19 protein-coding genes are annotated in these 26,119 nt (G+C 73.2%); 9 read left to right on the top strand and 10 right to left on the bottom strand.

Annotation, left to right across the window (positions count from 1 at the left end):
• The first annotated feature begins 97 nt into the window (after nt 1–97).
• Nucleotides 98–280 carry a hypothetical protein gene (locus ABEB00_RS12020; RefSeq protein WP_345619379.1) on the top strand — a complete coding sequence of 61 codons (183 nt, stop codon included), beginning with the start codon at nt 98–100 and terminating at the stop codon, nt 278–280.
• 37 nt (nt 281–317) lie between these two features.
• Here the strand turns inward: ABEB00_RS12020 and ABEB00_RS12015 are convergent, their stop codons facing one another.
• The 5 genes from ABEB00_RS12015 to ABEB00_RS11995 form a co-directional block, all read right to left on the bottom strand.
• On the bottom strand, nt 318–1,697 hold the full coding sequence (locus ABEB00_RS12015) for an extracellular solute-binding protein (protein WP_345619377.1): 1,380 nt from the start codon (nt 1,695–1,697) through the stop codon (nt 318–320).
• The gene (locus ABEB00_RS12010) at nt 1,697–4,894 is read right to left on the bottom strand and encodes a substrate-binding domain-containing protein (protein WP_345619375.1); all 3,198 of its coding nucleotides are present in this window, start codon (nt 4,892–4,894) and stop codon (nt 1,697–1,699) included. Before ABEB00_RS12010 ends, ABEB00_RS12015 begins: the two co-directional genes overlap by 1 nt.
• 4 nt (nt 4,895–4,898) lie before the next feature.
• Nucleotides 4,899–5,228 carry a hypothetical protein gene (locus ABEB00_RS12005; RefSeq protein ID WP_345619373.1) on the bottom strand — a complete coding sequence of 110 codons (330 nt, stop codon included), beginning with the start codon at nt 5,226–5,228 and terminating at the stop codon, nt 4,899–4,901.
• 170 nt (nt 5,229–5,398) lie between these two features.
• Nucleotides 5,399–6,466 carry a hypothetical protein gene (locus ABEB00_RS12000; protein ID WP_345619371.1) on the bottom strand — a complete coding sequence of 356 codons (1,068 nt, stop codon included), beginning with the start codon at nt 6,464–6,466 and terminating at the stop codon, nt 5,399–5,401.
• A gap of 77 nt (nt 6,467–6,543) precedes the next feature.
• A complete protein-coding gene (locus ABEB00_RS11995) occupies nt 6,544–7,656 on the bottom strand; it encodes a PP2C family protein-serine/threonine phosphatase (protein ID WP_345619673.1) in 1,113 nt (370 codons plus the stop codon).
• Nucleotides 7,657–7,874: 218 nt separating this feature from the next.
• Here ABEB00_RS11995 and ABEB00_RS11990 point away from each other — a divergent pair, with 218 nt between their 5' ends.
• From ABEB00_RS11990 to ABEB00_RS11980, 3 genes are all read left to right on the top strand, one after another.
• Nucleotides 7,875–8,384, top strand: a complete 510-nt coding sequence (locus ABEB00_RS11990; RefSeq protein WP_345619369.1) for a hypothetical protein — start codon at nt 7,875–7,877, stop codon at nt 8,382–8,384.
• Nucleotides 8,385–8,573: 189 nt separating this feature from the next.
• Nucleotides 8,574–9,533, top strand: coding sequence for a hypothetical protein (locus tag ABEB00_RS11985; RefSeq protein WP_425586473.1), 960 nt, complete (start codon nt 8,574–8,576; stop codon nt 9,531–9,533).
• 191 nt (nt 9,534–9,724) lie between these two features.
• Nucleotides 9,725–10,732, top strand: coding sequence for an endonuclease/exonuclease/phosphatase family protein (locus ABEB00_RS11980; protein ID WP_425586472.1), 1,008 nt, complete (start codon nt 9,725–9,727; stop codon nt 10,730–10,732).
• A 49-nt stretch (nt 10,733–10,781) separates the two neighbouring features.
• Here the strand turns inward: ABEB00_RS11980 and ABEB00_RS11975 are convergent, their stop codons facing one another.
• Nucleotides 10,782–12,890 carry a PhoX family protein gene (locus ABEB00_RS11975; RefSeq protein ID WP_345619365.1) on the bottom strand — a complete coding sequence of 703 codons (2,109 nt, stop codon included), beginning with the start codon at nt 12,888–12,890 and terminating at the stop codon, nt 10,782–10,784.
• Between the two features lie 289 nt (nt 12,891–13,179).
• Between ABEB00_RS11975 and ABEB00_RS11970 the strand changes: the two genes are divergently transcribed.
• The 4 genes from ABEB00_RS11970 (at nt 13,180) to ABEB00_RS11955 (ending at nt 19,057) form a co-directional block, all read left to right on the top strand.
• Nucleotides 13,180–14,886: a VWA domain-containing protein gene (locus ABEB00_RS11970; RefSeq protein WP_345619364.1), complete on the top strand. Its 1,707-nt coding sequence runs from the start codon at nt 13,180–13,182 to the stop codon at nt 14,884–14,886.
• A gap of 207 nt (nt 14,887–15,093) precedes the next feature.
• Nucleotides 15,094–16,818: a methionine--tRNA ligase gene (gene metG / locus ABEB00_RS11965; RefSeq protein ID WP_345619363.1), complete on the top strand. Its 1,725-nt coding sequence runs from the start codon at nt 15,094–15,096 to the stop codon at nt 16,816–16,818.
• A gap of 218 nt (nt 16,819–17,036) precedes the next feature.
• On the top strand, nt 17,037–17,402 hold the full coding sequence (locus ABEB00_RS11960) for a PH domain-containing protein (protein WP_345619362.1): 366 nt from the start codon (nt 17,037–17,039) through the stop codon (nt 17,400–17,402).
• A gap of 155 nt (nt 17,403–17,557) precedes the next feature.
• Entirely contained in the window at nt 17,558–19,057 is a 1,500-nt protein-coding gene (locus tag ABEB00_RS11955; RefSeq protein WP_345619361.1) for a polysaccharide pyruvyl transferase family protein, read from the top strand.
• Nucleotides 19,058–19,189: 132 nt separating this feature from the next.
• Here ABEB00_RS11955 and aspS read toward each other — a convergent pair whose 3' ends face one another.
• Nucleotides 19,190–20,953: an aspartate--tRNA ligase gene (gene aspS, locus ABEB00_RS11950; RefSeq protein WP_345619360.1), complete on the bottom strand. Its 1,764-nt coding sequence runs from the start codon at nt 20,951–20,953 to the stop codon at nt 19,190–19,192.
• Between the two features lie 155 nt (nt 20,954–21,108).
• Between aspS and ABEB00_RS11945 the strand changes: the two genes are divergently transcribed.
• On the top strand, nt 21,109–23,295 hold the full coding sequence (locus ABEB00_RS11945) for an ATP-binding SpoIIE family protein phosphatase (RefSeq protein WP_345619359.1): 2,187 nt from the start codon (nt 21,109–21,111) through the stop codon (nt 23,293–23,295).
• Here ABEB00_RS11945 and ABEB00_RS11940 read toward each other — a convergent pair.
• From ABEB00_RS11940 to ABEB00_RS11930, 3 genes are all read right to left on the bottom strand, one after another.
• On the bottom strand, nt 23,211–24,311 hold the full coding sequence (locus ABEB00_RS11940) for an AI-2E family transporter (protein ID WP_345619358.1): 1,101 nt from the start codon (nt 24,309–24,311) through the stop codon (nt 23,211–23,213). The two genes, ABEB00_RS11945 and ABEB00_RS11940, sit on opposite strands and share 85 nt — an antisense overlap.
• Nucleotides 24,312–24,379: 68 nt before the next feature.
• Nucleotides 24,380–25,357, bottom strand: a complete 978-nt coding sequence (locus tag ABEB00_RS11935; protein ID WP_345619357.1) for a pirin family protein — start codon at nt 25,355–25,357, stop codon at nt 24,380–24,382.
• 152 nt (nt 25,358–25,509) lie between these two features.
• A complete protein-coding gene (locus ABEB00_RS11930) occupies nt 25,510–25,974 on the bottom strand; it encodes an SseB family protein (protein ID WP_345619355.1) in 465 nt (154 codons plus the stop codon).
• Nucleotides 25,975–26,119 lie beyond the last annotated feature (145 nt).

Here is a 26,119-nt window from a genome sequence, read left to right as displayed (position 1 = left end):
CGGTCCGTCGCACCACCGCGCTCATTCCGTCCGCCCTTCCCGTCTGCTCCCCCGCGTCTCCACCCCCATCCCTGTGGACCGCTGCTGCGAGGTCGCCGTGCTCGATCGCCCACGCACCGCCGAGCCCTACGCGCGGGGCAGCGCCGAGCGTTACGCGCGGGGTGTGGCCGCCGGTGTCGCGGCGGTGGCCTGTCTGCTGCTGGCCGCGAACGCGGGCCCGGCGCAGTCGGCGGCGCCCGCCACCCCGGCCGAGCGGACCGCCACCGACCCCGCGGAGTGACCGGGCCGCGCCCTCTCGCCCCCAGCACCCCCGTACCTCAGTCGGGCAGCGCCCGCCGCAGCTCGGCGTCCAGCCGCTCGGCGAGCGTCGCGTCGTCCGGCGGGTCCTCGGCGAAGAGCGCCCCGAGCTGAGCGGTGAACGTCTGGGTGAAGGCGCCGTACCGCGGGGTGCGCGGGCGCTGCACCGCCTTCCGCAGGGCCGGCAGCAGGACGGGGCGGGCGTAGGCGGGCCGGTCGGCCTTGTCCCGGGGCATGCGGTCGGGCCGCTCCCCGGTGGCCGCGGCGGACGGACCGGCGCCGGCCACCGCCACCGGGCAGTCGAGGCCGTCGTCGGAGTACGCCGAGGTACGGGTCGCCGCGAACCCGGCGTCCAGCAGGCAGCGTTCGCTCTCCCGGCCGGTGAGGAACTCGATCAGCTCGGTCGCCTTGGCCGCCCGGCGGGAGTCGGCGGTGACCGCCAGGTTCTGGCCGCCGAGCACCGCCCGGCCCGGCAGCGCCGTCACCCCGAGGTCGGCCGCGGCGAACGACTGGTACAGCGTGCGGTACACGTACGGCCAGTGCCGCAGGAAGGTGGTGCGGCCGTCGGCGAAGTCGCCGAGCGAGTCCGCCTCGTCGGACTGCACGGCGTCCGCCAGGGTGTACGGCTTCTGCGTGCGGCGGCGCAGCTCCGCGATGCCCCCGGTCAGCTCCTCGACCGTCGCCGTGTAGCGGCCCTCGTCGTCGGTGAGCCGGAAACCGGCGGCCGCGAACGCCTCCACCGCGTTGACCGTGCGGCCCTCGTAGGCGTCGAGCTGGGTCGTCCAGCCCTTCTCGTAGCCGGCCGGCTCCCGGGCGTCGAGGTCGTCCATCAGGTCTTCGAGGCCGGCCCAGTCGAGCCGGGGGCTCAGCTCCGTCGCCTCCACGCCGGCCTGGGCGAGGTGGTCGCGCCGGTAGTAGAGGAGGCCGACGTCGCTGTTGAAGGGCACGGCGTACACCTCGCCGTCCCAGCGGGCCGTGCTGGCCACGGAGTCGATGACGTCCGCGTCGATCAGAGCGCCGGGGAGCGGGCGGACCAGTCCGGCGGCGGCGAACTCCGGCACCCAGGTCACGTCCAGGTTGACCACGTCGTACGTGGCGCTGCCGGACTGGAGGGCGCCGAGCAGTTGCCCGCGCTGCTCGTCGGCGCTGCCGGGCAGTTCCACCAGGCGGGCCTGGAAGGCGGACCCCTCCCGCTGCTCCCGGTCGTTCCACGCGTCGATGAGCCGCTGCCGTACGCCGTCCTTGCCGGTGACGTCCCGGCCGCTGGCGATCACGATGTCACCGCTCACGTCGGCGGAGGACGCGGGCGCGGGTGCGGGCGCGGTGCCGTCGTCCCCGCCCCCCGTGCAGGCGGCGACCAGCGTCAACAGCACTACCAGCAAGCCGAGTCGGCGGGCCATCAGTCCTCCCCCGTGCCCGTGCGCGCCACCTCGTCGCGCAGGGCCGTGCCCAGGTCGTCGTCGGCGTCCAGGCAGCGGCCGCCGCTCGCCTCGGCGATCCGGGCGTCCGGCTCGCCCGCGTCACAGCCGCCGTGCGCCAGGGACACCATCGTCACCGGCACCCGGGCCGCGCCCAGGACGTCGGTGAGCCGGCCGCCGGCCAGCCGGCCCACGTCCTCGTCGTCGGTGACGTACACGATCAGGTCGGGCCGCTCCTGTGCGGCGCCGCGCTGTTCCAGGTGGTCGAAGGCGGCGAGCAGCGCCCGGCGCGGGTCGGCCTCGGCGTCCCGTACGGTGGCCTCCCGGTCCAGGGTGCGCACGGCGTCCGCCCGGCGGTGCGGGCCGAGCGGCAGCAGGGTTTCGTACGGGTCCGCACCCAGACCGGAGACGGCCCACACCCCGTACTCGTCCCGGCCGCCCAGGCCCCCGAGCGACTGTCTGAGCAGGCCGGGCCCGCCGCTCGGGCCCTCCCACTGCCCGCCCATCGAACCCGAGCTGTCCAGCAGGAACAGCACCCGGCCGGGCCCGTTGACACCCCGGTAGCCCTTCAGCGCCGCCTCCATCGCGTCCCGTCCGGCCCGTTCGATGAGCCGGGAGGGGGCCGCCAGCACCCCGTCCGCCACCTCCTCGTCGAGCAGTGCCCGGTCGTGGTCCGCCGCGCGGAAACCGGCGCGGCCGAACACGTCCTCCCCCGACGGCCCGGCGAGCCAGCGCCGGAAGTCCGCGACCGCCGCGTCCCGTCGCGCCTCGTCCCGGTCGGCGCCCTGCCAGCGCACCCGGACGAAGACGGGCTCCAGGCCGGGCACGTCGCCGGGGTACTGGGCCAGCCGTCCGGTGCGCCGCGCGCTGTCGCAGGCCACCCCGCTCTTCAGCAGGAACTCGGGGACGAGGGCGGCGGTGCGCTCGTCCACGGCGTCGTCGTCGGGCAGCGTGCACAGCAACTCGGCGGCGGTCGGCGAGGGCGGCCCGGACTGGGCGACCCGGCGTTCGGCCCCGGCGGCGTCCCGGGCGTCGCTGCCGGCGTGGGTGCCGTACAGCCCTATCGTGGCGAGCAGCCCGGTGTCGGTGAACTCGGGGTCCGGCCGCCGCACCTCGCCGCCCGGCAACCGGCCGCGGAAGGCGTCGATCATGCGGTTGAGCGGCGCCGCGACCCGGTCCTGGGTGAACTCGGCGGCGGCCGCCTCCGGCACGGCGAGGACGACGGGTGAGTAGGCGAGGGGATCCTCGTCGGCGTCCAGCGCGGCGACGGCGTCGGTGTCCTGACCGGAGATGACGCGGGCGACGTCGGCCTGCGAGGCGGGAATCCACACGTCCGGCTGGGGACCGACGTCGCGCTGCGGATTGATGTCGTCGCCGGGCTCGTGCCAGGCGCCGGTCTGCCGCCGCAGCGCGGTGACCGCGTCCTCGGTGCCCGCGCTGTACACGGTGATGCCACTGCGCCGGCAGCCGTCGCCGGTGGTGTTCGCGTCCGAGGTGAGGTAGGCGTCGGCGAGGGCGCGGACGGTGGACTCCAGATCGGGGTCGGTCAGCACCCGCAGCTCGGGCGGCGGCCCGCAGGACGCCTCGTCCCCGGCCAGGACCAGGCCGCGGTACGCGCCGACACCGAGGACGGCCAGGCCGAGCAGCACGACGAGGCCGGTCACCGCGCGGCGGACCCCCGGCGGGCGGGCGGGTTGCGCGCGGCGGCCGTCCGATGCGCGGCGGCCGTCCGGCGCGGGGTGGCCGTCCGGCGCGGGGTGGCCGTCCGGCGTGCCGGGCTTCACCGGTGCTCGGCGGCTCTCCGGTGCGCGGGAGCCCTCCGACGCGCGGCGGCCCCAGGGTGCGTGGGGGCTCTCGGGTGCGCGGGGGCCCTCCGACGCGCGGCGGCCTCCCGGTGGGGCGGGTCGCGCGCCGCGATCTTCCGGCGCGCGCCGGGCTCCCGGCAGGCCGGACTGTGCGCCGCGGCCCTCCGGCGCACGCCGGGCTCCCGGCGGACCGGGCCGCGCGCCTCGCCCCTCCGACATCCGGTGGCCCTCCGGCGCCCGGTGGTCGTCCGGCGCCCGGTGGTCGTCCGGCGCGCCGCGGCTCTCCTGTGCGGCGCGCCGGGCCCGGCGCAGCGGGGCGGTCAGCGCGCCGGTGGCGGTGCGCAGCCGTCCGAACAGGGCGAGCAGGGCGGCTCCGGGCGGATTCGGGGGCGCCGGGACGCGACCCCGGTCCGGCTCCGGGCCGACGGCCCCGCCGGTGCCGGTGTCGGCGGCCTCGCCGGTGTCCTGGACGGCGGCCCCGCCACCGACACCGGAGCCGGAGCCGAACCCGGAGCCGGACCCGGACCCGGAGCCGGACCCGGAGCCGGAGCCGGTGGTGGAGGCGGAGCCAATGGTGGAGGCGGAGCCGGTGGGTGCCCGCAGCAGTACGTCCTCGTCCGGCTCCGTGCGGCTCGGCGGCTCCTGCGGGTGGCCGCGCACGGTGCGGTGCCCGCCGGCCGCCATCTCCTCGCGCAACTCCTCCGCGAGCCGCCGGAACCACAGCCCGTCCCCGCCCCCGCCGTCGGCCCCGCCCTCACCCCCGTCCGGGGCCGTCTTCTCCTCCTCCAGCAACCGTACGAGGGCGGCGGTGAACGGCGTCGGCGTGCCCGGATCGCCCGCGTCCACGCGGTGGTTGGCCTGGACGCCCATCAGCAGCAGCACCCGCCGCTTGTCCCGGAACGTCTCCCACACCCAGGCCGCGTTGCCCGCGAAACAGCAGTCCAGGATGATCACGACGCGCCGCGCCGGGCTGCTGGCCAGCACGGTCAGCACGGTGGTGAACATCTCCGCGCCCGGGAAGACCGCGTGCCCGCCCGCCACCACGCTGGCGTTGCGCATCTGCAGGAACAGTTCGTCGCCCGCGCTCGGGATCGCCCCGTGCCCGGCGAAGTAGAGCAGCAGGACGCCCTCGGCCTCCACCGCGGCGGTGCGCAGCGCCCGGCTGAAGTCGTCCAGGGTGGGCGAGCGCGACAGGACGATCTCCCGCTCGCCGAAGACCCGGCCCTGCTGGAGCGCCTCGCGCAGCCGGTTGAGGTTGTGCTTGACGGCGGGCAGGTCGCAGGGGACCCCGTGCGGCGGCTCGGTGAGGTCGTACTCGGACACCCCGACCAGCAGTGCCCGGTTCACCAGCCCACGCGGGTCGAGAGCGGCCACCGGCCTACCTGTCGCGGTGGTTCACCGGGTCGACACGGCCTTCGGGCGGTTCACCGTCCTCCACTTCGCGCCGGTTCTCCCGCCACGCCTCCACCGCGCCCTTGACCTGGTCGAGCAGGTCCCGGAAGGCCACCGAGGCGGCCCCGGAGACCATCGCCACGACGATCTCCATGCCGACGCCCATCGGGGCCCCGGTCTCGTCGGGGTCGGTGCTGCTGCGTTCGTGGATCTGGAGCCGGCCGGCCCGGACCAGCTCGTCGAGCGGTGTCTCCCGCTCCAGCCATTTGCGCAGGGCGCCCACGTCGCTCTCGGTCGCGCTGCCGTCCAGTCGCACACGAATGTCCTGTGTGGCCACTTCGTCCCCCTCAGCCATAACGCCCCATCATGGCACCGGGCTCGCGCGCGGGCGAGGGTCCGTACACCCCGAAAGAGGGACGGGCCCGGTCAGCCCCACGTCAAGGAGGGGCGGGCCGGTCAGCCCTGCGTCAAAGAGCGGCGGGCCGGTCAGCCCTGCGTCTGCAACTGGCTCAGCTTGCGTCGTACGTCGTTCAGGGCGCCCTCGCGCCGGCCGGGCACCCGGCCGCGCACCTCGGCGAGCCGGGAGCCCAGTTCACGGGCCCGGTCCGGTTCGCGGATCTGCCCCCACTGGTGGTGGGCCCGGTCCACCGCGGACTCGACGGCGGGCGCGTCCGGCGACTGGCCGGCGTTCAGCCGGATTCCGGCCACCGCCAGCCAACTGCGGCAGCTCCGCGCCGGGTCCCCGGCGAACATCGCCAGGTCGGCCCGGACCTCCGTCCAGTGCAGCGCCTCCTCGGAGGCCGGGCCGTGCGCGTAGGACGCGGCCCGCTCGTGGGAGGCGGCGAGCGCGTCGGCGTCGGCGTGCCGCCCGGCCTGCACGGCCGCGGTGACGGCGGCGTGCGGATCACCGCTGACCGGGCCGGGCACCGCGAGGACCAGGTCCCCGAACCGGCCGCCGTTCTCCGCGGCACTGCGGGCCAGCGCCTGCTGGTGAAGCTGCTCCAGCGACGGCCGGTGCCCGCTGCGCAGCAGCGTCGCGACGCCGCGCATGTAGGTGGGGACGGCCACCTCGCGCCGGGCCGGGGGCGGCGCGATCCGCCCGTAGACGGCGTTGTCGCGCCCGCAGTCCAGCGGGTGGGCCCGCAGCCACTCCCAGGTCTCCTGGTCGGCGTGCAGATCCAGCAGCAGCGTCGTCGCGCCGCTCGGCCGCAGCCGGAGTTCCTCGGCGATCCAGTGCCAGGGCAGGGCGGTGTAGCGGACGGTCGCCGGGGTGGTGCGGGCCAGCGCCAGATGGGGCAGGCGCTGGCGGCGGTCGAGCTGGAGCTGCCCGGTGACGTACACCGTCAGCGGCCCCGGTGCCGCCGCGGCGGCCCGCAGCCGGGTGAGTACCGCCTGCGGCTCCAGCGGGTCGGCGAGTTCGACGACGTTGGCGGTGTCGGTGCCGGACAGGACGGCCGGTGACACCGCCGCGAGCACGGGGAGCACCGAGGCGGCGTCCACCAGGCACCCCTTGCCCACCGGCGAGGCCGCGAGCAGCAGCACGGTTCCGGGCATGTCCCCTCCCCTGTCGATCACGTACCGCAGCACGGTAACCGCTGCGACCGCGTAGAGGGGCACCGGAGGCGGACCGGTCACCCCTCGGGGCGGGGCCGGCGCACCGCGAAGACGGTCGTGTCGTCGCCGAGCCGACCCCCGCAGTGCCGCAGCGTGCCGTCCCTGACCAGCGCGACCAGCCGCCGGGGCGCCGCGGCGCGGGGGTCGGCGGCGACCGCGCGCGCGACCTCCTCGGCGTGCCCGTAGAAGCAGCCCTGGCGGTCGCGGGCCTCGGTCACCCCGTCGGTGACCATGAGGAGCGTCTCGTCGGGCGCGAGGCGGAGCCGGGAGACCGGCGGCGGACCGGAGCCGAGTTCGGCGAGGCCGAGCGGGAGCCCGCCGGTGACGGGCAGCGGCCGTACGCCGTGCGGACCGACCGCGAGCGGCGCCTCGTGGCCGAAGACGACGGCGTCCACGACGCCGGGGGCGTCCTCGGGGAAACCGATCAGCACGGCGGTGGCGAAGCGGTCTCCGTCGGCCCGCCCGAGGGCCGCGGTGTGCCCCCGGTGCCGCATCATCCGCACCTCCAGGCGGTCGGCGACGGTGGCCAGGTCGGGTTCGTGGTAGCCGGCCTCCCGGAAGGCACCGAGCAGCGCCGCCGCGGTCTCGACCGCGCCCAGCCCCTTGCCCTGCACGTCGCCGATGAGGACGCGGGTGCCGTGCGGGCCGGGCTGGATGTCGTAGAAGTCGCCGCCGACCCGGGCGTCGGCGTCGGCGGCGAGGTAGACGGCGGCGTGCTCCAGGCCGCCCCAGCCGGGCGGCAGCGGGCGCAGCACCGCGCGGCGGGTGGTGTCGGCGACGTCCCGGATGTGCAGCATCCGGCGCTCGCCGCGCACCCGCAGCGCGCACGCCAGCGTGGCGAGCAGGCCGCCGACGGCGACCAGGATGAAGTCGGGCAGTCCGCTCTGGTACTGGTGCGGCCAGGCGCTGTCCACGGCGAAGTACACGGCGACCGCGAGGACCGCGTAGACGGCGGTGCCCCACACCCCGCAGATCGCGGCGGCGATACCGGGGACGAGGACGATCCAGGAGATCATCCGGAACCGCCCGCCGGTGTTGGCGTCGGCGACCGCGACGGCGATCAGCAGCAGCAGCGGCGGCACCCAGCCGACGCTCAGGCCGCCCACCCGCACGAGTTGGTGCCGGTGCACGGCGTCGTCGTCGCGGGTGGGGTCCCCGGCGTGGGCGGCGTCGCCGAAGCGCCGGCCGAGCCGTCCCGGCCGGCCGCTCACCGGCCTCAGGACGCGACCCCTCACCGGCCCAGCGAACCACGGCCCCCGGCGGCCCGCATCCTGACTTGCCCGCACCCGGCAGCGGGTGTGCGCTGGTAGGCGGGGGCGATCGGGGGCGAGAGAAGAGGAGTGCGCTCATGGCACAAGCGGCATCCGCGTCCACCGGGACGACCAGGACCGGCGCGAGGACCGGCCCGGCCGACCGCCGTGGCGGGGCGAGCGGGCCGGGCGGTGCGGTTCCGGACGTCTTCGGCCCCCGGGCCCACCTGGCCGGGAAGGTGGCCCTGACCGTCGTACTGGGCCTGCTCTTCGGCTTCTGGGCCGCCGCCAACCGGCGCGACGGCGGGCCGATAACGGGCTGGAACGCGCTCTTCGGCTGGCTGGCCGCGCTCGCGTTCATCGTCGTGTTCACGGCCGTCGGACTGCTGGCGTCGAAGCTGCCGCGGGAGCGGCGCGCCCTGCTGTGGGCCGTGTTCGCGGGCATCGCGACCGGCTTCCTGATCAGCCAGTCGCCGCATGTGAGCCTGTTGCGGTCGGTGATCCCGGCACTGGCGACGGCGGTGGGCGTCTTCGCGGTGCTCTTCTACCGCTCCTACGCGAGCGAGGCCGGCGCGGAGACGGAGACGGAGGGACACCGCCGCATCTGACCGGAGCGGGACGGCGGTCGCCCCGAGGACAGCGGTCGCCCCGAGGACAGCGGCCGTCCCGTCGAGACGGTCGGTGGTTCGCGCACTGGTCCGCGCACTGGTCCGCGCACTCCGGCATTCGGCTCGACCTGTGCGCCCAGACGCAGTCACGGCGCCGGTGTGCGGTGACCGGCCCCGGCCGGCCGGGTCATGCCTCACAGGGTGCCCACACGTCTTCTCCGCAGCACCCTGTCGGCCGTACTGATCGCCCTCGCCTGCCTGCTCACCCCGTGCGGCGCGCTGGCCGCCTGGGCGACGTACGGGCTCTTCGACACCGGCCGGTACGCCGACGCCATGGCGCCGCTCGCCGCCGACCCGGCCGTGCGCGAGGTGGTCGCGGACACGGTGCGCGACGGCGTACTGGACCGGATCGCCGCCTCCGACCTCACGGCCTCGGACCTGGCCGCCTCGGCCACCAGCGCCTCGGACCCGAAATCCGTACGCCAGTTCGTCCACGACGCGGCGGAGTCCTTCACCCGCACCGCGGCGTTCCGGGCCGGCTGGGACGCGGCGAACCGGACCGTCCACGGCGCGGTACTGCGCGCCCTGCGCGAGGAGCGGGGCGCCGGCCGCGCGGTCACCGTCGACCTGGCCCCCGTCACCGCCCGCGTCAAACACCAGCTCGCCCGCGACCACGTGCCCTTCGCCCACCGCATCCCGGTCACCCACACCGCGGTCACGGTGCTGCGCGCCCCCGAGGCGGACCGGCTGCGCAGGGGCTACCGCGCGCTGGACGTCGCCGCCTTCTGGCTGCCGCTGACGGCCGTGGTCTGCGCGGCGGCGGGCATCGCCGTGGCCGCCTGCCGCCGCCGCGCGGTCACCGCCGCCGGCCTCGGCACCGCCCTGGGCGGCGCGCTGCTCGGCCTCACCGTCGTGATCGGCCGCCGGCTCACCCTGGCCGAGCTGCCCGGCACAGCCCACGGCCCGGCCGCCGCGGCGGTGTACGACGCCCTCACCGAAACCCTGCGCACAGCCGCCTGGCTCCTGCTGGGCCTCGGCCTCACCACCGCCCTCGCCTCCTGGCTCACGGGCCGCCGGACCCGCACCCGCACCCGCGCCCGACGGACGCCGCAACCGGACGAACGCCCCGGCTCCCGGACGCCCCTGTGACGAACGGACCCGAGGACCCGAAGAACCCGAGGACCCGAGGAGCCCGAGGAGCCCGAGGAGCCCGAGGAGGGCATCCGCGCTCCGGGCCGGGGAACTTTCCGGCCGTGCCCCCCGTCCTTGAGTAAGGCCGGGCCCCACCGCGGCCGCCCCGCCCCACCCGACCACGTCACCTCCGAGCGGAAGGCCGGGACTTGGACACGGACATCGCGGCCGCCGGACCGGCCGCCTCGCCGGGCGCGTCCGGACACCGGCGGGCCGGGCGGCGGGCCGGTGCCTGGGGCGCGGGGCTGCTCATGACCGGGGTGAGCATGGTGGTCGCCTGCCGTACCGCCGGCAACGACGGTGTCACCCCCGTGCCGCAACTGCTCGCCTTCCTGCCCTGGCTGCTGGTGCCCACCGGCGTCGCGCTGCTGCTGACGGTGCTGACCCGCTGGTGGCTGGGGCTGCTGTGGGGGCTGACACTCCTCGGCATGCTCGCCTGGTTCCTCCAGCCGTACGGCAGGACCGGCGATCCCATAGGGCTGGCCGTCGCCGAACTGCGCGTGCTGACCTCGAACGTCGAGTTCGGGCAGGGCACGAACGCGCTGGTGGCGGCCGTCCGCCGCGAGAAGCCGGACCTCGTGTTCGTCCAGGAGTGCGAGTACACCTGCGACGCGAGACTGAAGCGGGAGCTGGGCGCCGCCTATCCCCATCGCCGGGCCGTCGAGGGCGGCGGCTCCGAGGGGTCCGTGATCCTCAGCCGCCGGCCGCTGCGGGCCACCGCGGGCGTCAAGGGCACGATGGGCATGCCGGGCGCCGTCGCCGAGGTCGACGGCAACGAGATACGGCTCCAGCTCGCCCACCCCGTGCCCCCGGTGCCCGGCCAGGTCGGCCGCTGGCGCACCGAGCTGTACGCGCTGCGCGACGCCGTCGCCGGGGACGACCGGACGCCCACCGTCGTGGCCGGCGACTTCAACGCCTCGCAGGACCACGCCGCGTTCCGCCGTGTCATCGACACCGGCCTGAGCGACGCGGCCCGGCTGGCCGGCTCCGGCCGGACCCCGAGCTGGCCGGCCCGGACCACCCCGACCTTCGGCGTGCAGATCGACCACGTACTGGTCTCGGAGGACTTCTCCGTCCGGGACGCCCGCTTCCTCGACCTGGCCCGCACCGACCACCGCGCCCTGCTCGTCGACCTCACCCTGCACCGGGCCGGCTGACCGGCGGCCGGCCGGCCCGGGGCTCCACGGGTGCCGTCGGCGTGCGGGGTCAGACGCCGATGTCGGCGCCGTCCGCGCGCCACACCGCCACGACCGCCGGGCGTACGATCTTCCCCGGTCCGTCCGGCCAGGCGCTCGCCGGGTTGTCCACCGTGGCGCCGGTGATCTCGCCCGGGTGCTGCACGGCGACCAGGACGCGCCGGTCCTGGATGAGCGGACCGCAGGTCTCGGCGCCGTTCGGCACGGTCAGGAACTGCTTCAGCTCACCGCGCCGCGCACCGGCCGTCGCCACGCCGAAGAGGCCGTCGTGGGTGCCGAGCGCGTTGCCGTCCGTGGAGATCCACAGGTTGCCGTGGTCGTCGAAGGCCACGTTGTCCGGGCAGGAGATGGGGCTGACCGACTCCTTGGGGAAGCCCGCGAAGTACGTCGAGGGGTCCTCCGGGTCGCCCGCCACCAGGAACAGCGACCAGCCGAACCGCAGGCTGTCGGCCCGGTTGCGGTGCTCGGTCAGCTCCAGGACGTGCCCGTGCTTGTTGGCGTTGCGCGGGTTGGCCTCGTCGGCCTTGGCGTTGGCGCCGACACCGCGGTTGGTGTTGTTGGTGAGGGCGACGTACACCTTGCCGGAGTGCGGGTTCGGCTCGATGTCCTCGGGCCGGTCCATCTTGGTCGCGCCGACCTTGTCACCGGCGAGCCGGGTGAAGACGCACACCTCCTCGGCGCTCATCCCCTCGACGTGCGAGACGGCCCCGTCCTCGTCCGCGGTGACCAGCGGGATCCACACCCCGGCGCCGTCGAACTCGCCGTCGGCGGGCAGCTTGCCGGTGCCGTCGATCTCGATCGCCGGGGAGTCCCCGGTGAGCCTGGCGACGTACAGCGTCCCCTCGTCGAGCAGCGACAGGTTGTGCTCCCGCACGGACCTGCCCGACCCCTTGCGCATCCGCTTGCTGCCGATGAACTTGTAGAAGTAGTCGAACCGCTCGTCGTCGCCGGTGTAGACGACCGGCCGCCCGTCGGAGGTCAGCCGCACGGTCGCCGCCTCGTGCTTGAACCGGCCGAGCAGCGTGTGCTTGCGGGGCGTGGAGTCCGGGTCGTACGGGTCCAGCTCGACGACGTAGCCGAAGCGGTGCACCTCGTTCGGCTCCCGGGCGACGTCGAACCGCTTGTCGAACCGCTCCCACTTGCGCTCGGTCGCCCCGGTGCCGATGCCGTACCGCTTGTCGGTGGCGCTGGAGCTGTTGGCGAAGTACTGGTTGAAGTTCTCCTCGCCGTGCAGGGTCGTGCCCCACGGGGTGGTGCCGCCGGAGCAGTTGTTGAGGGTGCCGAGCACCTTGCGGCCGGTGCGGTCGGCGGAGGTCTTCACCAGGTCCGACCCGGCGGCGGGCCCGGTCAGCCGGAACTCGCTGGTGGCGGTGGCGCGGCGGTTGAGGTGGTGCCGGGGGACGGGCGTCAGCTTCCCGCTCCGCCGGTCCTCCTCCACGACGACGGCGGACAGCCCGTGCGCCGCCCAGGCGATCTCGACCTGCTCACGGGTCGGGTTCTCCGCGTCGTAGCCGCGGAACATGAGGATCTCGTCGGTGTACTCGTGGTTGGCGACGAGGACCTGCCGGCCGCGCTCGCCGGGCAGCGGCAGCAGGGCGAGGAAGTCGTTGTTGTACCCGAACTGGCCGGCCTGGGCCTTCGCCGTCTGCTTCTCCGGGTCGAAGGCGGGCGCGCCCCGCAGGATGGGCTCGCCCCAGCGGATCACGACGTCCTGGCGGTACCCGTCCGGGATGACGACGGCGTCCTGGAGGTTGGGCGCGACGGGCGTGAACCGCAGCCCCTTCGCCCCGCCGGGTTTCTGCCCATGCCCGTTCCCGTTCCCGTGTCCGTGCCCGTTGCCGTGGCCCTTGCCGGCCGCCGGGGCGGCCTGCGCCTGGCCGGCGCCCGCGACGCTCACGGCTCCCGCGCCCGCCGCGGCGACGGTGACCACGGCGGCGGCCCGCATCATCGAGCGGCGGCTGAGCGCACCGGCGATGACGTCACCGACGTACTCGTTGGCGCTGGTGTTGGGCACCTCGTGGAAGCAGGCGTCACCACACCGGAAACGACAGGTCATGGCGGAACGGCCGCCAGGGTGGGAATCGGACGGTGTTCCGATCAACGGCAGCAGCTTGCGCACTTTGCTCTCCCCTTGGATGCCCTTGGTGTCAGCGTGACCGTAGGAGCACATATGTGCGGCAGTCGGGCGCCGGGGTGAACACGGAGTGAACCGGCGCCATCCGGCGGAAAGTCGAGCGGAAAGTCGAGCGGGAGGCGGACCCGGCGGCCCGCCGTCCGCTTCCCGCCCTTGACGCGGGCGGGCCCGCTGTGCCAGACCCTGCCCTGGATCGGAAACGAGGGCCGCTAACCTTACGTGTCCGTCCTGGCCAGGGATTTACGGGCATCAACTCATGCGAAGGGTTGCGCACATGGGCATTCTCACTCTCCTGCGGAACGCGTTCGGCCGCTCACGCAAAGCGCGGGCCGCCCAGGCGGAGGAGACCACACAGGAGACGGCACCCTCGCGGGAACCGTCCCCCGAGCCCACCAAGGACCCCACGGTCCCCTCCCAACCCACCAAGGCTCAGCCTCCCGAGCCGGTCTCGGCGGAGGTCCCCGAGCCCAGAAAGAGCGATGACGACGACGGCGTCCACGACCTGGTGACGGCGGCCTTCGACAACGTCACGGTCCCCAGCCCCACCCGGTCCCCGGAATCCACATCACCGTCCGACCCGGCCTCGACTCAGCGCACCGAGGCCACCACGTCCCCGTCCCCGGACACCGACGCGGACTCGACTCCGGGTACGGCGGACACCGCCGCGGCCCCGGACTCCGACGCGGACTCGACTCCGCCCACGGACACCCCGGCGACCCCGGACGCCGAGCCGGCCTCGGCCCCGGTCTCCGACACCGCTACGACCCCGGAAGCGACGGTTCCGGCCCCGGAGCCCAGCACCACGACTCCGGAAGCCCCGGAGGTCACCGGCCAGGAGGCCGCGGCCCCGGAGCCCGCGCCGGAACCCGAGCCGGAGCCGGAGCTGGAACCGGAAGCCGTAACGGAACCGGAGCCGGAGGCCGCGCCTCAGTCCGAGCCCGAGGCGAAGCCGACGACCGCGACGGAGCCCGAGCAGATCCCGCAGCCTGAAGCGGAGACCAAGCCGGAACCCGAGCCCGAGGCCCGGCCGGAGCCCGCCCCGGAGCCTGCAGCCGAGGTCGTGCCGGAGCCCGAGCCGAAGGCCACCATCCCGGCCCCCGAGCCGACCCCGGGACCGGTCGTGGAGCCCACCCCCGAACCCGAGGCGAAGCCGAAGGCCGCCACCCCGGTGCCCACCCCCGAACCCGAATCCGAACCCGCACCCGCCGACGGCGAGGACGCCCCACAGGGGCCACCCGCACCCGACGACGAGAGCCGCACGGGCGGTGCGGGTGGGAACACTCAGGCCGAAGGCGAGTCCGAGGCCGAGTCCGAGGCCGAGTCCGAGACCCCCCCGACAACCCTCGCCCCCCACCTCCTCACCCCCCACAGAACCGCCGCCACCACCCTCGCCAAGCACAACCTCACCCACACCCGAGCCAAGATCTACCTCGTCCTCGACCGCTCCGCGAGCATGCGCCCGTACTACAAGGACGGCTCCGCCCAGTCCCTCGCCGAGCAGACCCTCGCCCTCGCCGCGAACCTCGACCCCGCCCCCGACACCACCGTCCACGTCACCTTCTTCTCCACCGAGGTGGACGGCACCGGCGAACTGACCCTCACCGACCACGAGAACAAGATCGACACCCTGCACGCGGAGCTGGGCCGCATGGGCCGTACCAGCTACCACGCAGCCGTCGCAGAGGTCATCGCCACGCACGAGAAGTCCGCCGACCCCAGCGCCCCCGCCCTGGTCGTCTTCCAGACGGACGGCGCCCCGGACGCCAAGACCCCGGCCACCCAGTCCCTCGCGGACGCGGCCAAGGACCACCCCGGCCTCTTCTTCTCCTTCGTCGTCTTCGGTGACCCGGAGAACAAGGCGTTCGACTACCTCCGCAAGCTCAAGACCGGCAACACGTCGTGCTTCTTCGCCGGCGAGACCCCCCGCGAACTGACCGACGAGGAGCTGTACGAGGGCGTCCTCGCCTCCTGGCGCCCCTGAGACGCCCCGAGACGCCCCCGAGACGCTCCTGAGACGCCCCCGCGGAAAGACTCGTGGAGTCGACCCCCGACCCCGAGCCCATCCGGGCCGCCCCTTCCCACCCCGTAGAACGGGAAGCGGGCGGCCCCCCCATGTCGGCTACGATTTCAAGGTTCCGTAGACGACCACCCGTGCGTCACCCGCGTAGCTACTTGGGAGCAGCCTCCGATGGCTCGACACCTCATCACCAGCGCCCTTCCGTACATCAACGGAATCAAGCACCTGGGCAACATGGTGGGGTCCATGCTCCCGGCGGACGTGTACTCCCGGTACCTCCGCCTGCGCGGCCACGACGTCCTCTACATCTGCGCGACGGACGAGCACGGCACCCCGGCCGAGCTGGCGGCGAAGGAGCAGGGCCTGCCGGTCGACACGTTCTGCGCGCAGGCGCACGACGCGCAGAAGGCGATCTACGACGGCTTCGCCCTCGCCTTCGACCACTTCGGCCGCAGCTCCTCCCCGCAGAACGCGGAGCTGACCCAGCACTTCGCCCGCAGGCTGAACGAGAACGGCTTCATCGAAGAGCGCGCGATCCGCCAGGTCTACTCGCCCACCGACGGACGTTTCCTCCCGGACCGCTACGTCGAGGGCACCTGCCCGCACTGCGGTTACGACAAGGCCCGCGGCGACCAGTGCGAGAACTGCACCCGCGTGCTGGACCCGACCGACCTGATCGACCCGCGCTCGGCGATCTCCGGCTCCACCGATCTGGAGGTCCGCGAGACCAAGCACCTCTTCCTCCTCCAGTCCAAGCTCCAGGGCGAGGTCGAGGCGTGGATCGACGAGGTCGCGGACGAGTGGCCGCAGCTCGCCTCCTCCATCGCCCGCAAGTGGCTCACCGAGGGCCTGCACGACCGGGCCATCACCCGTGACTTGGACTGGGGCGTCCCGGTCCCGGCCGACACCTGGCCGGAGCTGGCCGCCGAGGGCAAGGTCTTCTACGTCTGGTTCGACGCCCCGATCGAGTACATCGGCGCGACGAAGGAGTGGGCGGAGGCCGCCCCCGACGAGAACCGCGACTGGAAGTCCTGGTGGTACGGCCCGGACGGCGCGGACGACGTCCGGTACACGGAGTTCATGGCGAAGGACAACGTCCCCTTCCACAGCGTGATGTTCCCGGCCACCGAGATGGGCGTACGGGAGCCGTGGAAGAAGGTCGACTTCCTGAAGGCGTTCAACTGGCTGACGTACTACGGGGGCAAGTTCTCCACGTCCCAGCGGCGCGGGGTCTTCACGGACCAGGCGCTGGACATCCTCCCGGCCGACTACTGGCGCTACTTCCTGATCGCCAACGCCCCGGAGTCGGACGACTCGTCGTTCACCTGGGAGCACTTCACGGCGACGGTGAACAAGGACCTGGCCGACACCCTCGGCAACTTCGTCAACCGCGTCCTGTCCTTCTCCCGCAAGCGTTTCGGCGACGACGTACCGGCGGGCGGCGAGCCGGGCGAGGCGGAGCGGAAGCTGGGCGAACAGATCACCGCGCTCCTCTCGGAGTACGAGACCCAGATGGAGGCGCTCCAGTTCCGCAAGGCGGCCGCGGCCCTGCGGGCGCTGTGGTCGGCCGGAAACTCCTACCTGGAGGAGAAGGCCCCCTGGCTGGAGATCAAGACGGACCAGGACGGCGCGGCCCTCACCCTGCGTACGGCGATGAACCTGATCCACCTCTACGCGGTGGTGTCGGAGCCCTTCATCCCGGCCTCGTCGAAGGCGATGCGCGCGGCGTTCACGCTCGCCGACGACACGGCGACCTGGGTGACCCCGGACGAGGCACGGTCCCTCACCCGCATCCCGGCGGGCACCCCGTTCACCGTCCCCCCGGTCCTCTTCGCCAAGATCACGGACGAGGACCTGGAGTCCTACAAGGAACGCTTCGGCGGCGCCCCCGAGTAACCCGAGCCGAGCAACCGCACGGGCCCGGGAACGCGGTCACCGTGCGCGACCGGGACATCACTCACGACGGTGCGCACCACCCCCCGCGCCCGTGGCCGGAATACGGCGAACTCCACCCGGCCCGAAGCATGTCTGGACAGCGCGCCACAAGCACGAAGATCATGAGCAGAGTCGGCCGAACCCGGCCGGTCGGACGGTCAACTCAAGGGGGATCACCCATGGCGCTCTTCGGCAACGCCCACAGCATCGACCCGGCCCAGGCCACCCAGGAGTACGCCCGTCTGCTCGGCCAGGGTGAGCAGGTGCAGGCCGCCTACCTGCTGATCCGGGACACGATCCTGTTCACCGACCGCCGTCTGATCCTGGTCGACAAGCAGGGCATCACCGGCAAGAAGACGGAGTACCACTCCATCCCGTACCGGAGCATCACGCACTTCGCCGTCGAGACGGCCGGCACCTTCGATCTGGACGCCGAGCTGAAGATCTGGATCTCCGGCACCCCGACCCCGGTCCAGAAGACCTTCACCAAGGGCGTCGACATCTACGAGGTACAGGCGATCCTCACCCAGTTCGTGGCGCGCTAGCGGCGGGCGCCCGCCCGCTCGCCGCACCTCACCGCACCTCACCGCACCTCACCACTGCTTCACCCGTTGTTTACCGGGCGGATAAGGTTTGCTCACCCGTGCGGCGGCGTCGAACCGATGGCAGCCGTGTCCGACCCGCGTACCGAGGGACCGTCGTGAAGCGCATTCTCATCCGATCCGGCAAGAGCCCGTTCCGCGTGGCGAGCCCGGCCGAGTTCATCCAGCAGGATTTGATCGGAACCAACACCGGCAACCTCATCTTCAGCGACTCCGCGCACAAGATGCTGTCGGCGCCGGACACCGAGGTCACCTCCAACGGCATCCGCACCGACCCCTCGGCCCGCCGCGCAGCGGAGATCAACGAGCGGTACGACGTGTTCGTCGTCCCGCTCGCCAACGCCTTCCGGCCCACCTTCCAGGCCTCGCTGGACCGGCTCTCCACCCTGATCGAGCAGCTCACCATCCCGGTGGTGGTCTTCGGCGTCGGCGCCCAGGCCCCCGACGACTACGACACCGGCCGGCTCGGCCCGATGGAGCTGTCGGTGAAGCGCTTCGCCTCCGCCGTCCTGGAGCGCTCCGCCTCCCTCGGCGTCCGCGGCGAGCTGACCGCCCGCTACCTGAACGACCTCGGCTTCAAGGACGTCGACATCATCGGCTGCCCGTCGATGTTCCTGTACGGGGAGAAGTTCCCCGGCATCCGGCCCGCCGACCTGACCGCCGACTCCCGCATCGCCCTCAACCTCTCGCCGGACGCGATACCCGTCGGCGACATCTCCGGCATCACCCGCCACGCCTTCGAGAACTACCCCCACCTCACGTACTACGCGCAGAACACCGAGGACGCCGAGCTGCTGCTCTGGGGCGACACCTCACCGGAGTCCGGGCACGAGGACCCCTTCCCGCGCCGGCTCAGCCACCCACTGCTCCGGGAGAACAAGGTCCGCATGCCGCTGGACCCGGCGACCTGGATCAAGGAGCTGGGCACCTACGACTTCGCCTACGGCACCCGCATCCACGGCAACGTCGCCGCCCTGCTGGCCGGCACCCCGAGCGTCGTCCTCACCCACGACTCGCGCACCCTGGAGCTGTGCCGGTACTTCGACATCCCGCACCGGCAGCTCGCGGGCCTCCCCGCCGAGACCGACCCGCGCGAGCTGTACGAGCACGCCGACTTCTCCGCGATGATCGACGGCCACGGCGAGCGGTTCGAACGGATCGTCGCCTTCCTGGACCGCAACGACCTGAAGAACACCTACACGCACGGCGACGGCGGCGCCGCCTTCGACGCCCGCATGGCCGGACTGGACCTGCCCGCCTCGATGCCGGTCTGGGACGGCTCGGACGACGGGCAGCTCCGCTACCGGTTCAGCCGGCTGCGCGAGCAGATCACGGCCGGCACCGAGAAGACCCGGGAGCAGGCGCGCAAGCAGGCCAAGGAGAACAAGGACCTGCGGGCCAAACTCGCCAAGGCCGAGAAGCGGGCCGACGAGACGGCGAAGACGCTGGACACCCTGGCGAAGGAACTGGCCGCCACCCGCGCGGCCCTGACCGCCGTGGAACGCAAGGTCACCGGCATCGACAAGCGCCTCCTGGTCCGCCTGGGCCCGGCCCTGCGCCGCCGCACCCGCAAGCTGTCCGCCGGCGGCAAGAGCTGACGGCACCCGAAGACGAAGGGGAGCGGCCGGGACGGATACCGTCCCGGCCGCTCCCCTTCGTACGCCCGCGCCCGCAACCCCAATCGCGACCGCGACCGCGACCGCTGTCGCGGTCGCTGACTCTGCCGCCGCCTACTTCGGCTGCGGCTTGCGCACCGTCAGGTGCAGTTCCCGCAGCCGGGACTCGTCCAGCTCGGTCGGCGCGCCCATCATCAGGTCCTGAGCGTTGCCGTTGAGCGGGAAGGCGATGGTCTCGCGGATGTTCGGCTCGTCGGCCAGCAGCATGACGATGCGGTCCACGCCCGGGGCGATGCCACCGTGCGGCGGGGCGCCGAAGCGCAGGGCGCGGAGCATCCCGGCGAACTCGCGCTCGACCGTCTCGGCCTCGTAGCCGGCGATGCCGAACGCCTTGAGCATGATCTCCGGCTCGTGGTTCCGGATCGCGCCGGAGGACAGCTCCACGCCGTTGCAGACGATGTCGTACTGCCAGGCGAGGATGTCCAGCGGGTCCTGGTTCTCCAGCGCGTCCATGCCGCCCTGCGGCATCGAGAACGGGTTGTGAGAGAAGTCGATCTTCCCCGTCTCCTCGTCCTTCTCGTACATCGGGAAGTCGACGATCCAGCAGAAGCGGAAGACGTTCTCCTCGAAGTGCCCGGCGCGCTTGGCGGCCTCGACCCGCACCGCGCCCATGATCTTCGAGACCTCGCCGAACTCGCCCGCGCCGAAGAAGACCGCGTGGCCGGGGGCGAGCGCGAGGCGCTTGGTCAGCTCCGCGACGTTCTCCTCGGTGAGGAACTTCGCGATCGGGCCGGTCAGGCCGCCGTCCTCGCCGACGCGGACCCAGGCCAGGCCCTTGGCGCCCTGCGCGACGGCGTAGTCGCCGAGCTGGTCGAAGAACTTGCGGGGCTGGCCGGAGACGTCCGGCACCGGCAGCGCGCGCACGTGCTTGCCGGCGAACGCCTTGAACTCCGAACCCTCGAAGACGTCGGTGATGTCGACCAGTTCGAGCTGGGCGCGCAGGTCCGGCTTGTCGGAGCCGTACTTCAGCATCGACTCGCGGAACGGAATGCGCGGGAACGGGGAGGTGACCTCGCGTCCGTCGCCGAACTCGGTGAACAGCTCCGTCATCAGCTTCTCGATCGGCTGGAAGACATCCTCCTGCTCGACGAAGCTCATCTCGACGTCGAGCTGGTAGAACTCGCCCGGCGAGCGGTCGGCGCGGGCGTCCTCGTCGCGGAAGCAGGGCGCGATCTGGAAGTACCGGTCGAAGCCGGAGATCATCAGGAGCTGCTTGAACTGCTGCGGGGCCTGGGGGAGGGCGTAGAAGCGGCCCGCGTGCAGCCGCGAGGGCACGACGAAGTCGCGGGCGCCCTCGGGGGAGGTGGCGGTGAGGATCGGCGTCGCCATCTCGTTGAAGCCGAGCGCCACCATCTTGCTGCGGATCGCGGAGACGACCGAGGTGCGCAGCATGATGTTGCGGTGCATGCGCTCCCGGCGGAGGTCCAGGAAGCGGTACTCCAGGCGCCGCTCCTCGTTCACCCCGTCCTCGGCGTTGATGGTGAAGGGCAGCGGCTGGGCGGCGCCGAGCAGTTCGACCTCGCCCACCTCGACCTCGATCTCACCGGTGGGCAGGTCGGCGTTGATGTTCTCCGCACCGCGGGAGACGGCCTTGCCGTCGATCCGGACCGTCGACTCCTTGGTCAGCTTGTCCAGCGCCTCGTAGGCGTCCGTCCCCGGACGGGCGACGAGCTGGGTGATGCCGTGGTGGTCGCGGAGATCGATGAAGAGGATGCCGCCCAGGTCGCGCCGATTGTGCAGCCAGCCGCTCAGCCGGACGTCGGTGCCGACGTCAGAGGAGCGGAGCTCGCCGCAGGTGTGGGACCTGTACCGATGCATCGTCGTTCATCCAGTCTTCGCGTATCGAGGAGGGTGCGGAAAAGGTGTTTCACGTGAAACAACACCAGCGTACCGGGCAGCCCGTCCCTGTTTCCTCCCCATGGGCGCCGCCGCGACCGGTGGCAGCGCTGATCACCCCTTCTTAGAGTGGGGCAATGCGCACTGGTGAGCCCCTGCCCCCCGTGGGGGACGTGCTGGCCGCCCTCGCGACCGGTCTGTGGCAGTGGAACACCGCCGCCGGACTCGTCACGGTCGACGCCGAGGCGGCCCGGCTGCTCGGGCTGCCCGCCCGGGAGGCGAGCCTCACCGAGGCCGAGGTCCGCTCCCGGCTGCACCCGGTCGACTGGAACGAGATCACCGGCGTGGTCCGGCTCGCCGTCGCCGAGGGCACCCTCGCCGAGGTGCGGATCCGGATCATGGACGAGCAGAGCCGTGTGGTGCGCGTGGTCCGCAGCCGTTCCAAGCCCTCCTTCGACCCCGAGCGCCGGGCGTACCTGCTGATCGGCACGCTCCAGGAGGTCACCGAGCCGGCCCCGGGCACGGCCGCCGGGCGCAGCGCGGTCACCGGCGACTGGCGCCGCTCGCGGGAGGCGTTCCTGCTGGACGCGGGGCGGGCGCTGGCGGAGGCGCGGTCGACCGAGGAGGTGCTGCGGGTCGCGGCGGGGCTGTCGATGCCGGGCTTCTCCCCCGCCGGGCTCGCGGTCTTCGGCGCGCGGGGCGACCGGCTGACGATCATCGGTCACCACGGGCAGTCCCGGAAGGACGAGAGCCCCTTCGCGCAGATGGAGCTGGAGACGGACTACCCGGCCGCCGAGGTGGTCCGTACCGGCCGCGCGGTCTACCTCTCCTCTCCCGAGGAGTACCGCTCCCGCTATCCGCTCACCTGGCCGCTGGCCGAGCGCTTCAAGCGGCGGTCCTGGGCGTTCCTGCCGCTGACCGTGGCGGGCCGCACGCTGGGCACCTGGATGGCGGCCTTCTCCTACCCGGTCGCCTTCACCCCGGACGAGCGGTCGGTGCTGACCACGGTGGCCCGGATGATGGCGCAGGCGCTGTCCCGGGCGGGCGCCGACGAGACCCGGCGGGAGCTGACCGACGGACTCCAGCGCTCCATGCTGCCGGTGCTGGGCCCCGAGATCCCCGGCGTGACCCTCGCCGCCCGCTATGTGCCCACCGGCGGCGGGCTCCAGGTGGGCGGCGACTGGTACGACATGATCCCGCTGCCCCGGGGCCGCTTCGCCCTGGTCATCGGTGATGTGCAGGGGCACGACGTGCGGGCGGCCGGGCTGATGGGCCAGCTCCGCATCGCCCTGCGCGCCTACGCCGCCGAGGGCCACCGGCCCGACGCCGTGCTCTCCCGCGCCTCCCACTTCCTGCACGGACTCACCCACTCCGACCAGGACCCCGGCGACCTCCGCTTCGCGACCTGCCTCTACGTCGAGGTCGACCCCGGCACCGGCACGGTGGAGACCGCGCGCGCCGGGCACCTCGACCCGGTGGTGCGGATGGTGGACGGCACGGTGCTGGTGCGGGCCACGGCCGGCGGGCTGCCCCTCGGCCTCGACCCGGACTGCGACTACCCGACCACCCGCCTCGCCCTGGAGCCGGGCGAGACGCTGCTGCTCTGCACGGACGGGCTGCTGGAGACCGGCGGGCACGACCTGGAATCGGGCTGGCAGCGGCTGCGTCCGGTGCTGGAGGCGCACGTCGGCGGCATGGAGGAGCTGGCCGACGCGCTGATCCAGGCCGTGCACGGACCGTCCTCCCACCACACCACCGGCCCGCTCGCCGACCGGCGCGAGGACGACGTCGCCCTGGTGCTGCTCTGCCGGCAGGGCGCGGAGGGGGAGGACGGCTGCGGCGCGGGCTCCGTGCCGCGGTCGCCGCGGCGGCGCACCATGCTGTCGGTCGCGCAGGCCGAGCCCGAGCGGATCGCCTCCGCCCGGCAGCATCTGCGGGACCTGCTGCACGACTGGCCGAGCGAGGACCAGACGGACTCGGCGGTACTGCTGCTCTCCGAGACGCTGACCAACGTCCTGGTGCACACCGACGCCGACGCGCTGGTGCTCGCGGAGGTCACCGGCGCTCCGGGCGAGCGCCGGATCAGGGTCGAGGTCACCGACAACGGCGACGACCTGCCGCACAAGCGGCGGCCGGGGGAGATGGCGTCCAGCGGCCGCGGTCTGATGCTGATCGAGCTGCTCGCCGACGAGTGGGGGGTGGCCCCGCGCGGCGAGGGCAAGAGCATCTGGTTCGACCTCTACGAGTCGGCCGGCGGCGAGGACGGCGGCGGGGACTTCCCGGTGGACGGGTCCGGGGCGGAAGGGGCGGCCGGGGCGGCGTAACGGCCTTGCAGCTCGTGGAAGATGCCGAACGCGGCGGCGGTCAGCGGCACCGCGAGGAGCAGGCCCAGGATGCCGGCCACCGAGGCGCCCGCGGTCAGCGCCAGCAGCACGAGCGCCGGGTGCATCTGCACGGTCCGGCTCTGGACCATCGGCTGGAGCACGTGTCCCTCCAGCAACTGCACGGCGACCACCACCCCGAGCGCCCACAGCGCGATGCCGAACCCGCGGTCGGCGAGCGCGACCAGTACCGCCACCGCCCCGGAGATGAAGGCGCCGAGGTAGGGAATGTAGGCGCCGACGAAGACCAGCGCGCCCAGCCCGACGGCACCGGGCACGTCCAGCACGAGCAGTCCGACGGTGATGCAGACCGCGTCGATCAGCGCGATCAGGGTGGTCCCCCGCATGAACCCCTCGACCGCCCCGAAGGCCCGCCGCGCGATCGCCTCGGCCGTGTCGGCGCCTCGGTGCGGGACCATCGCGCGCACGGTGGTCACGGCCCGGTCGGAGTCGCGCAGGAAGAAGAAGACCAGCAGCAGGGCGAGTACGGCCATGGCGATGGTCTCGCCGACCACGCTGACGCCGCTGATCACCCCGGAGGCGGCCGTCCCGCCGAACTTGCCGAGCAGTTCGCGCGCGTTGCCGGCGAGGTCGTCCAGTGAGGTCCCGGCCGCGCCGAAGTGGTCGGCGAGGTCCTGCGCGGCCGTCCGCAGCGAGGCGACGATCTGGTCCCCGCTGTCGATCAGCGCGGCGACCACGATGTATCCGGCCCCGCCGACCACCGCCACCACGGCGACGCAGGTCAGTCCCGCCGCCAGCGAGCGCTGCACGTGGGCCGCGACCAGCCGCCGGTGCAGCGGGCGCAGCAGGGCGGTGCCGAGCAGCGCCAGCAGCGCGGGCGTCACCGCGGTGCGCAGCTCCTCGCAGAGCCGGATCGCGACGTAGCCGACCCCGGCGGCGAGCAGGACGACGGCGCACCAGGCGGCGAAGCGGCGGACCGGCACGGGGAGGAGCTGCACACCGCCAGCCGATCACGCGCCGGGCGGGCCGTCCTGTCGGGACGGCCCGCCCGGGTGAGGCGGCGCGGTCAGTTCTCCGGGCCGGAGGCCGTCATGCCGTGCACGGCCGGGACCGACCCGAGCCGGCCCTTCTGGAAGTCCTCGAACGCCTGCTGCAGCTCGTCGCGGGTGTTCATCACGAAGGGGCCGTAGTGGGCCATGGGCTCGCGGATCGGACGGCCGCCGAGGAGGACGACCTCCAGGTCGGGCGTGTGCGAATCCTGCTTCTCGTCCGCGCGGACGGTCAGCGAGCCGCCGGCGCCGAAGACGGCGGACTGGCCCAGGTGGACCGGGCGGCGCTCGGCGCCGACCGAGCCGCGTCCGGCGAGGACGTAGGCGAGGCCGTTGAAGTCCTCGCGCCAGGGCAGGGTGATCTCCGCGCCCGGCGCGAGCGTCGCGTGGATCATCGTGATCGGCGTGAAGGTGGACCCGGGGCCCTGGTGACCGTCCAGCTCACCGGCGATGACGCGGATCAGCGCGCCGCCGTCGGGGGAGGCGAGCAACTGGACGCTGCCGCCGCGGATGTCCTGGTACTTCGGGGCCATCATCTTGTCCTTGGCCGGCAGGTTCACCCAGAGCTGGAGCCCGTGGAAGAGTCCGCCGGACATCACCAGCGACTCCGGCGGCGCCTCGATGTGCAGCAGGCCGCTGCCCGCGGTCATCCACTGGGTGTCGCCGTTGGTGATGGTGCCGCCACCGCCGTGGCTGTCCTGGTGGTCGAAGATGCCGTCGATGATGTAGGTGACGGTCTCGAAGCCGCGGTGCGGGTGCCAGGGGGTGCCCTTGGGCTCTCCCGGCGCGTAGTCCACCTCACCCATCTGGTCCATCATGATGAACGGGTCGAGGTGGCGGTAGGCGATCCCGGCGAACGCACGGCGCACCGGGAAGCCCTCGCCCTCGAAACCGCTGGGCGCGGTGTGCACGCTGAGCACGGGACGCGCCACGGCGTCGGCGGGCGCGGTCACACGGGGAAGCATGAGCGGGTTCTCGACGGTCACGGCAGGCATGTCGACCTCCTTGGGCGGCGTGCGTCCTACTTTAGTTGAGCGTTGAACTTCTTGCTACCCCGAACCCCGAAAGCCCGGAGGGAATTCCCTCCGGGCTTCGTCGAGGCACGAGACCTCCGGCCATACGCGGCATATCAGCCGTACGGGGTGTTTCAGCCGTACATCCGCCGCATAGCGAAGTCGACCATCTGTTCGACTGCCTTGGCGTCGAAGACCATCCGGTGCTCCCCCTCCATGTCGAGCACGAAGCCGTAGCCGGTCGGCAGCAGGTCGAGCACCTCGGCGCCGGTGATCACGAAGTACTTGGACTCCTTGCCCGCGTACCGGCGCAGCTCCTTGAGCGTGGTGAACATGGGGATCACCGGCTGCTGGGTGTTGTGCAGGGCGAGGAAACCGGGGTTGTCGCCGCGCGGGCAGTAGACCTTGGAGGTCGCGAAGACCTGCTGGAAGTCCTCGGCGGCCAGTTGTCCCGTGGTGAAGGCCCGCACCGCGTCCGCGAGCGAGGGCGGGGACGGCTCCGGGTACAGCGGCGGCTGCTGCCCGTATCCGCCGGACATCGGCTGCTGCGGCGGGGCGTACTGCGCCTGCGGGCCCGCGTTCTGGTCGTAGCCGTACATGCCGCAAAGAGTAGCGAGTGAAGAGTCACAGAAGGCACGCCCGGGGTTGCGGCTTATTACCGACGGGTAGCATCATCGTAGCTACTTGTCGGTACGAACACAGGAGCGAGGAGTCAGTGCCTCGCCGGTCGCTTAACGGAGCTGT

The organism is Streptomyces ziwulingensis (genome assembly GCF_039542605.1).
GTDB classification, from domain to species: Bacteria; Actinomycetota; Actinomycetes; order Streptomycetales; family Streptomycetaceae; genus Streptomyces; species Streptomyces ziwulingensis.
Note: the sequence above shows the minus strand (reverse complement) of the source record. Positions and strands in the feature narration are given on the sequence as shown.

Coding starts and splice junctions, on each gene's coding strand:
- ABEB00_RS12015 (WP_345619377.1), bottom strand. CDS start 1,697: ATGGCCCGCCGACTCGGCTTGCTGGTAGTGCTGTTGACGCTGGTCGCC.
- ABEB00_RS12000 (WP_345619371.1), bottom strand. CDS start 6,466: ATGCCCGGAACCGTGCTGCTGCTCGCGGCCTCGCCGGTGGGCAAGGGG.
- ABEB00_RS11990 (WP_345619369.1), top strand. CDS start 7,875: ATGGCACAAGCGGCATCCGCGTCCACCGGGACGACCAGGACCGGCGCG.
- ABEB00_RS11985 (WP_425586473.1), top strand. CDS start 8,574: ATGCCTCACAGGGTGCCCACACGTCTTCTCCGCAGCACCCTGTCGGCC.
- ABEB00_RS11970 (WP_345619364.1), top strand. CDS start 13,180: ATGGGCATTCTCACTCTCCTGCGGAACGCGTTCGGCCGCTCACGCAAA.
- metG (WP_345619363.1), top strand. CDS start 15,094: ATGGCTCGACACCTCATCACCAGCGCCCTTCCGTACATCAACGGAATC.
- ABEB00_RS11960 (WP_345619362.1), top strand. CDS start 17,037: ATGGCGCTCTTCGGCAACGCCCACAGCATCGACCCGGCCCAGGCCACC.
- aspS (WP_345619360.1), bottom strand. CDS start 20,953: ATGCATCGGTACAGGTCCCACACCTGCGGCGAGCTCCGCTCCTCTGAC.
- ABEB00_RS11945 (WP_345619359.1), top strand. CDS start 21,109: ATGCGCACTGGTGAGCCCCTGCCCCCCGTGGGGGACGTGCTGGCCGCC.
- ABEB00_RS11935 (WP_345619357.1), bottom strand. CDS start 25,357: ATGCCTGCCGTGACCGTCGAGAACCCGCTCATGCTTCCCCGTGTGACC.
- ABEB00_RS11930 (WP_345619355.1), bottom strand. CDS start 25,974: ATGTACGGCTACGACCAGAACGCGGGCCCGCAGGCGCAGTACGCCCCG.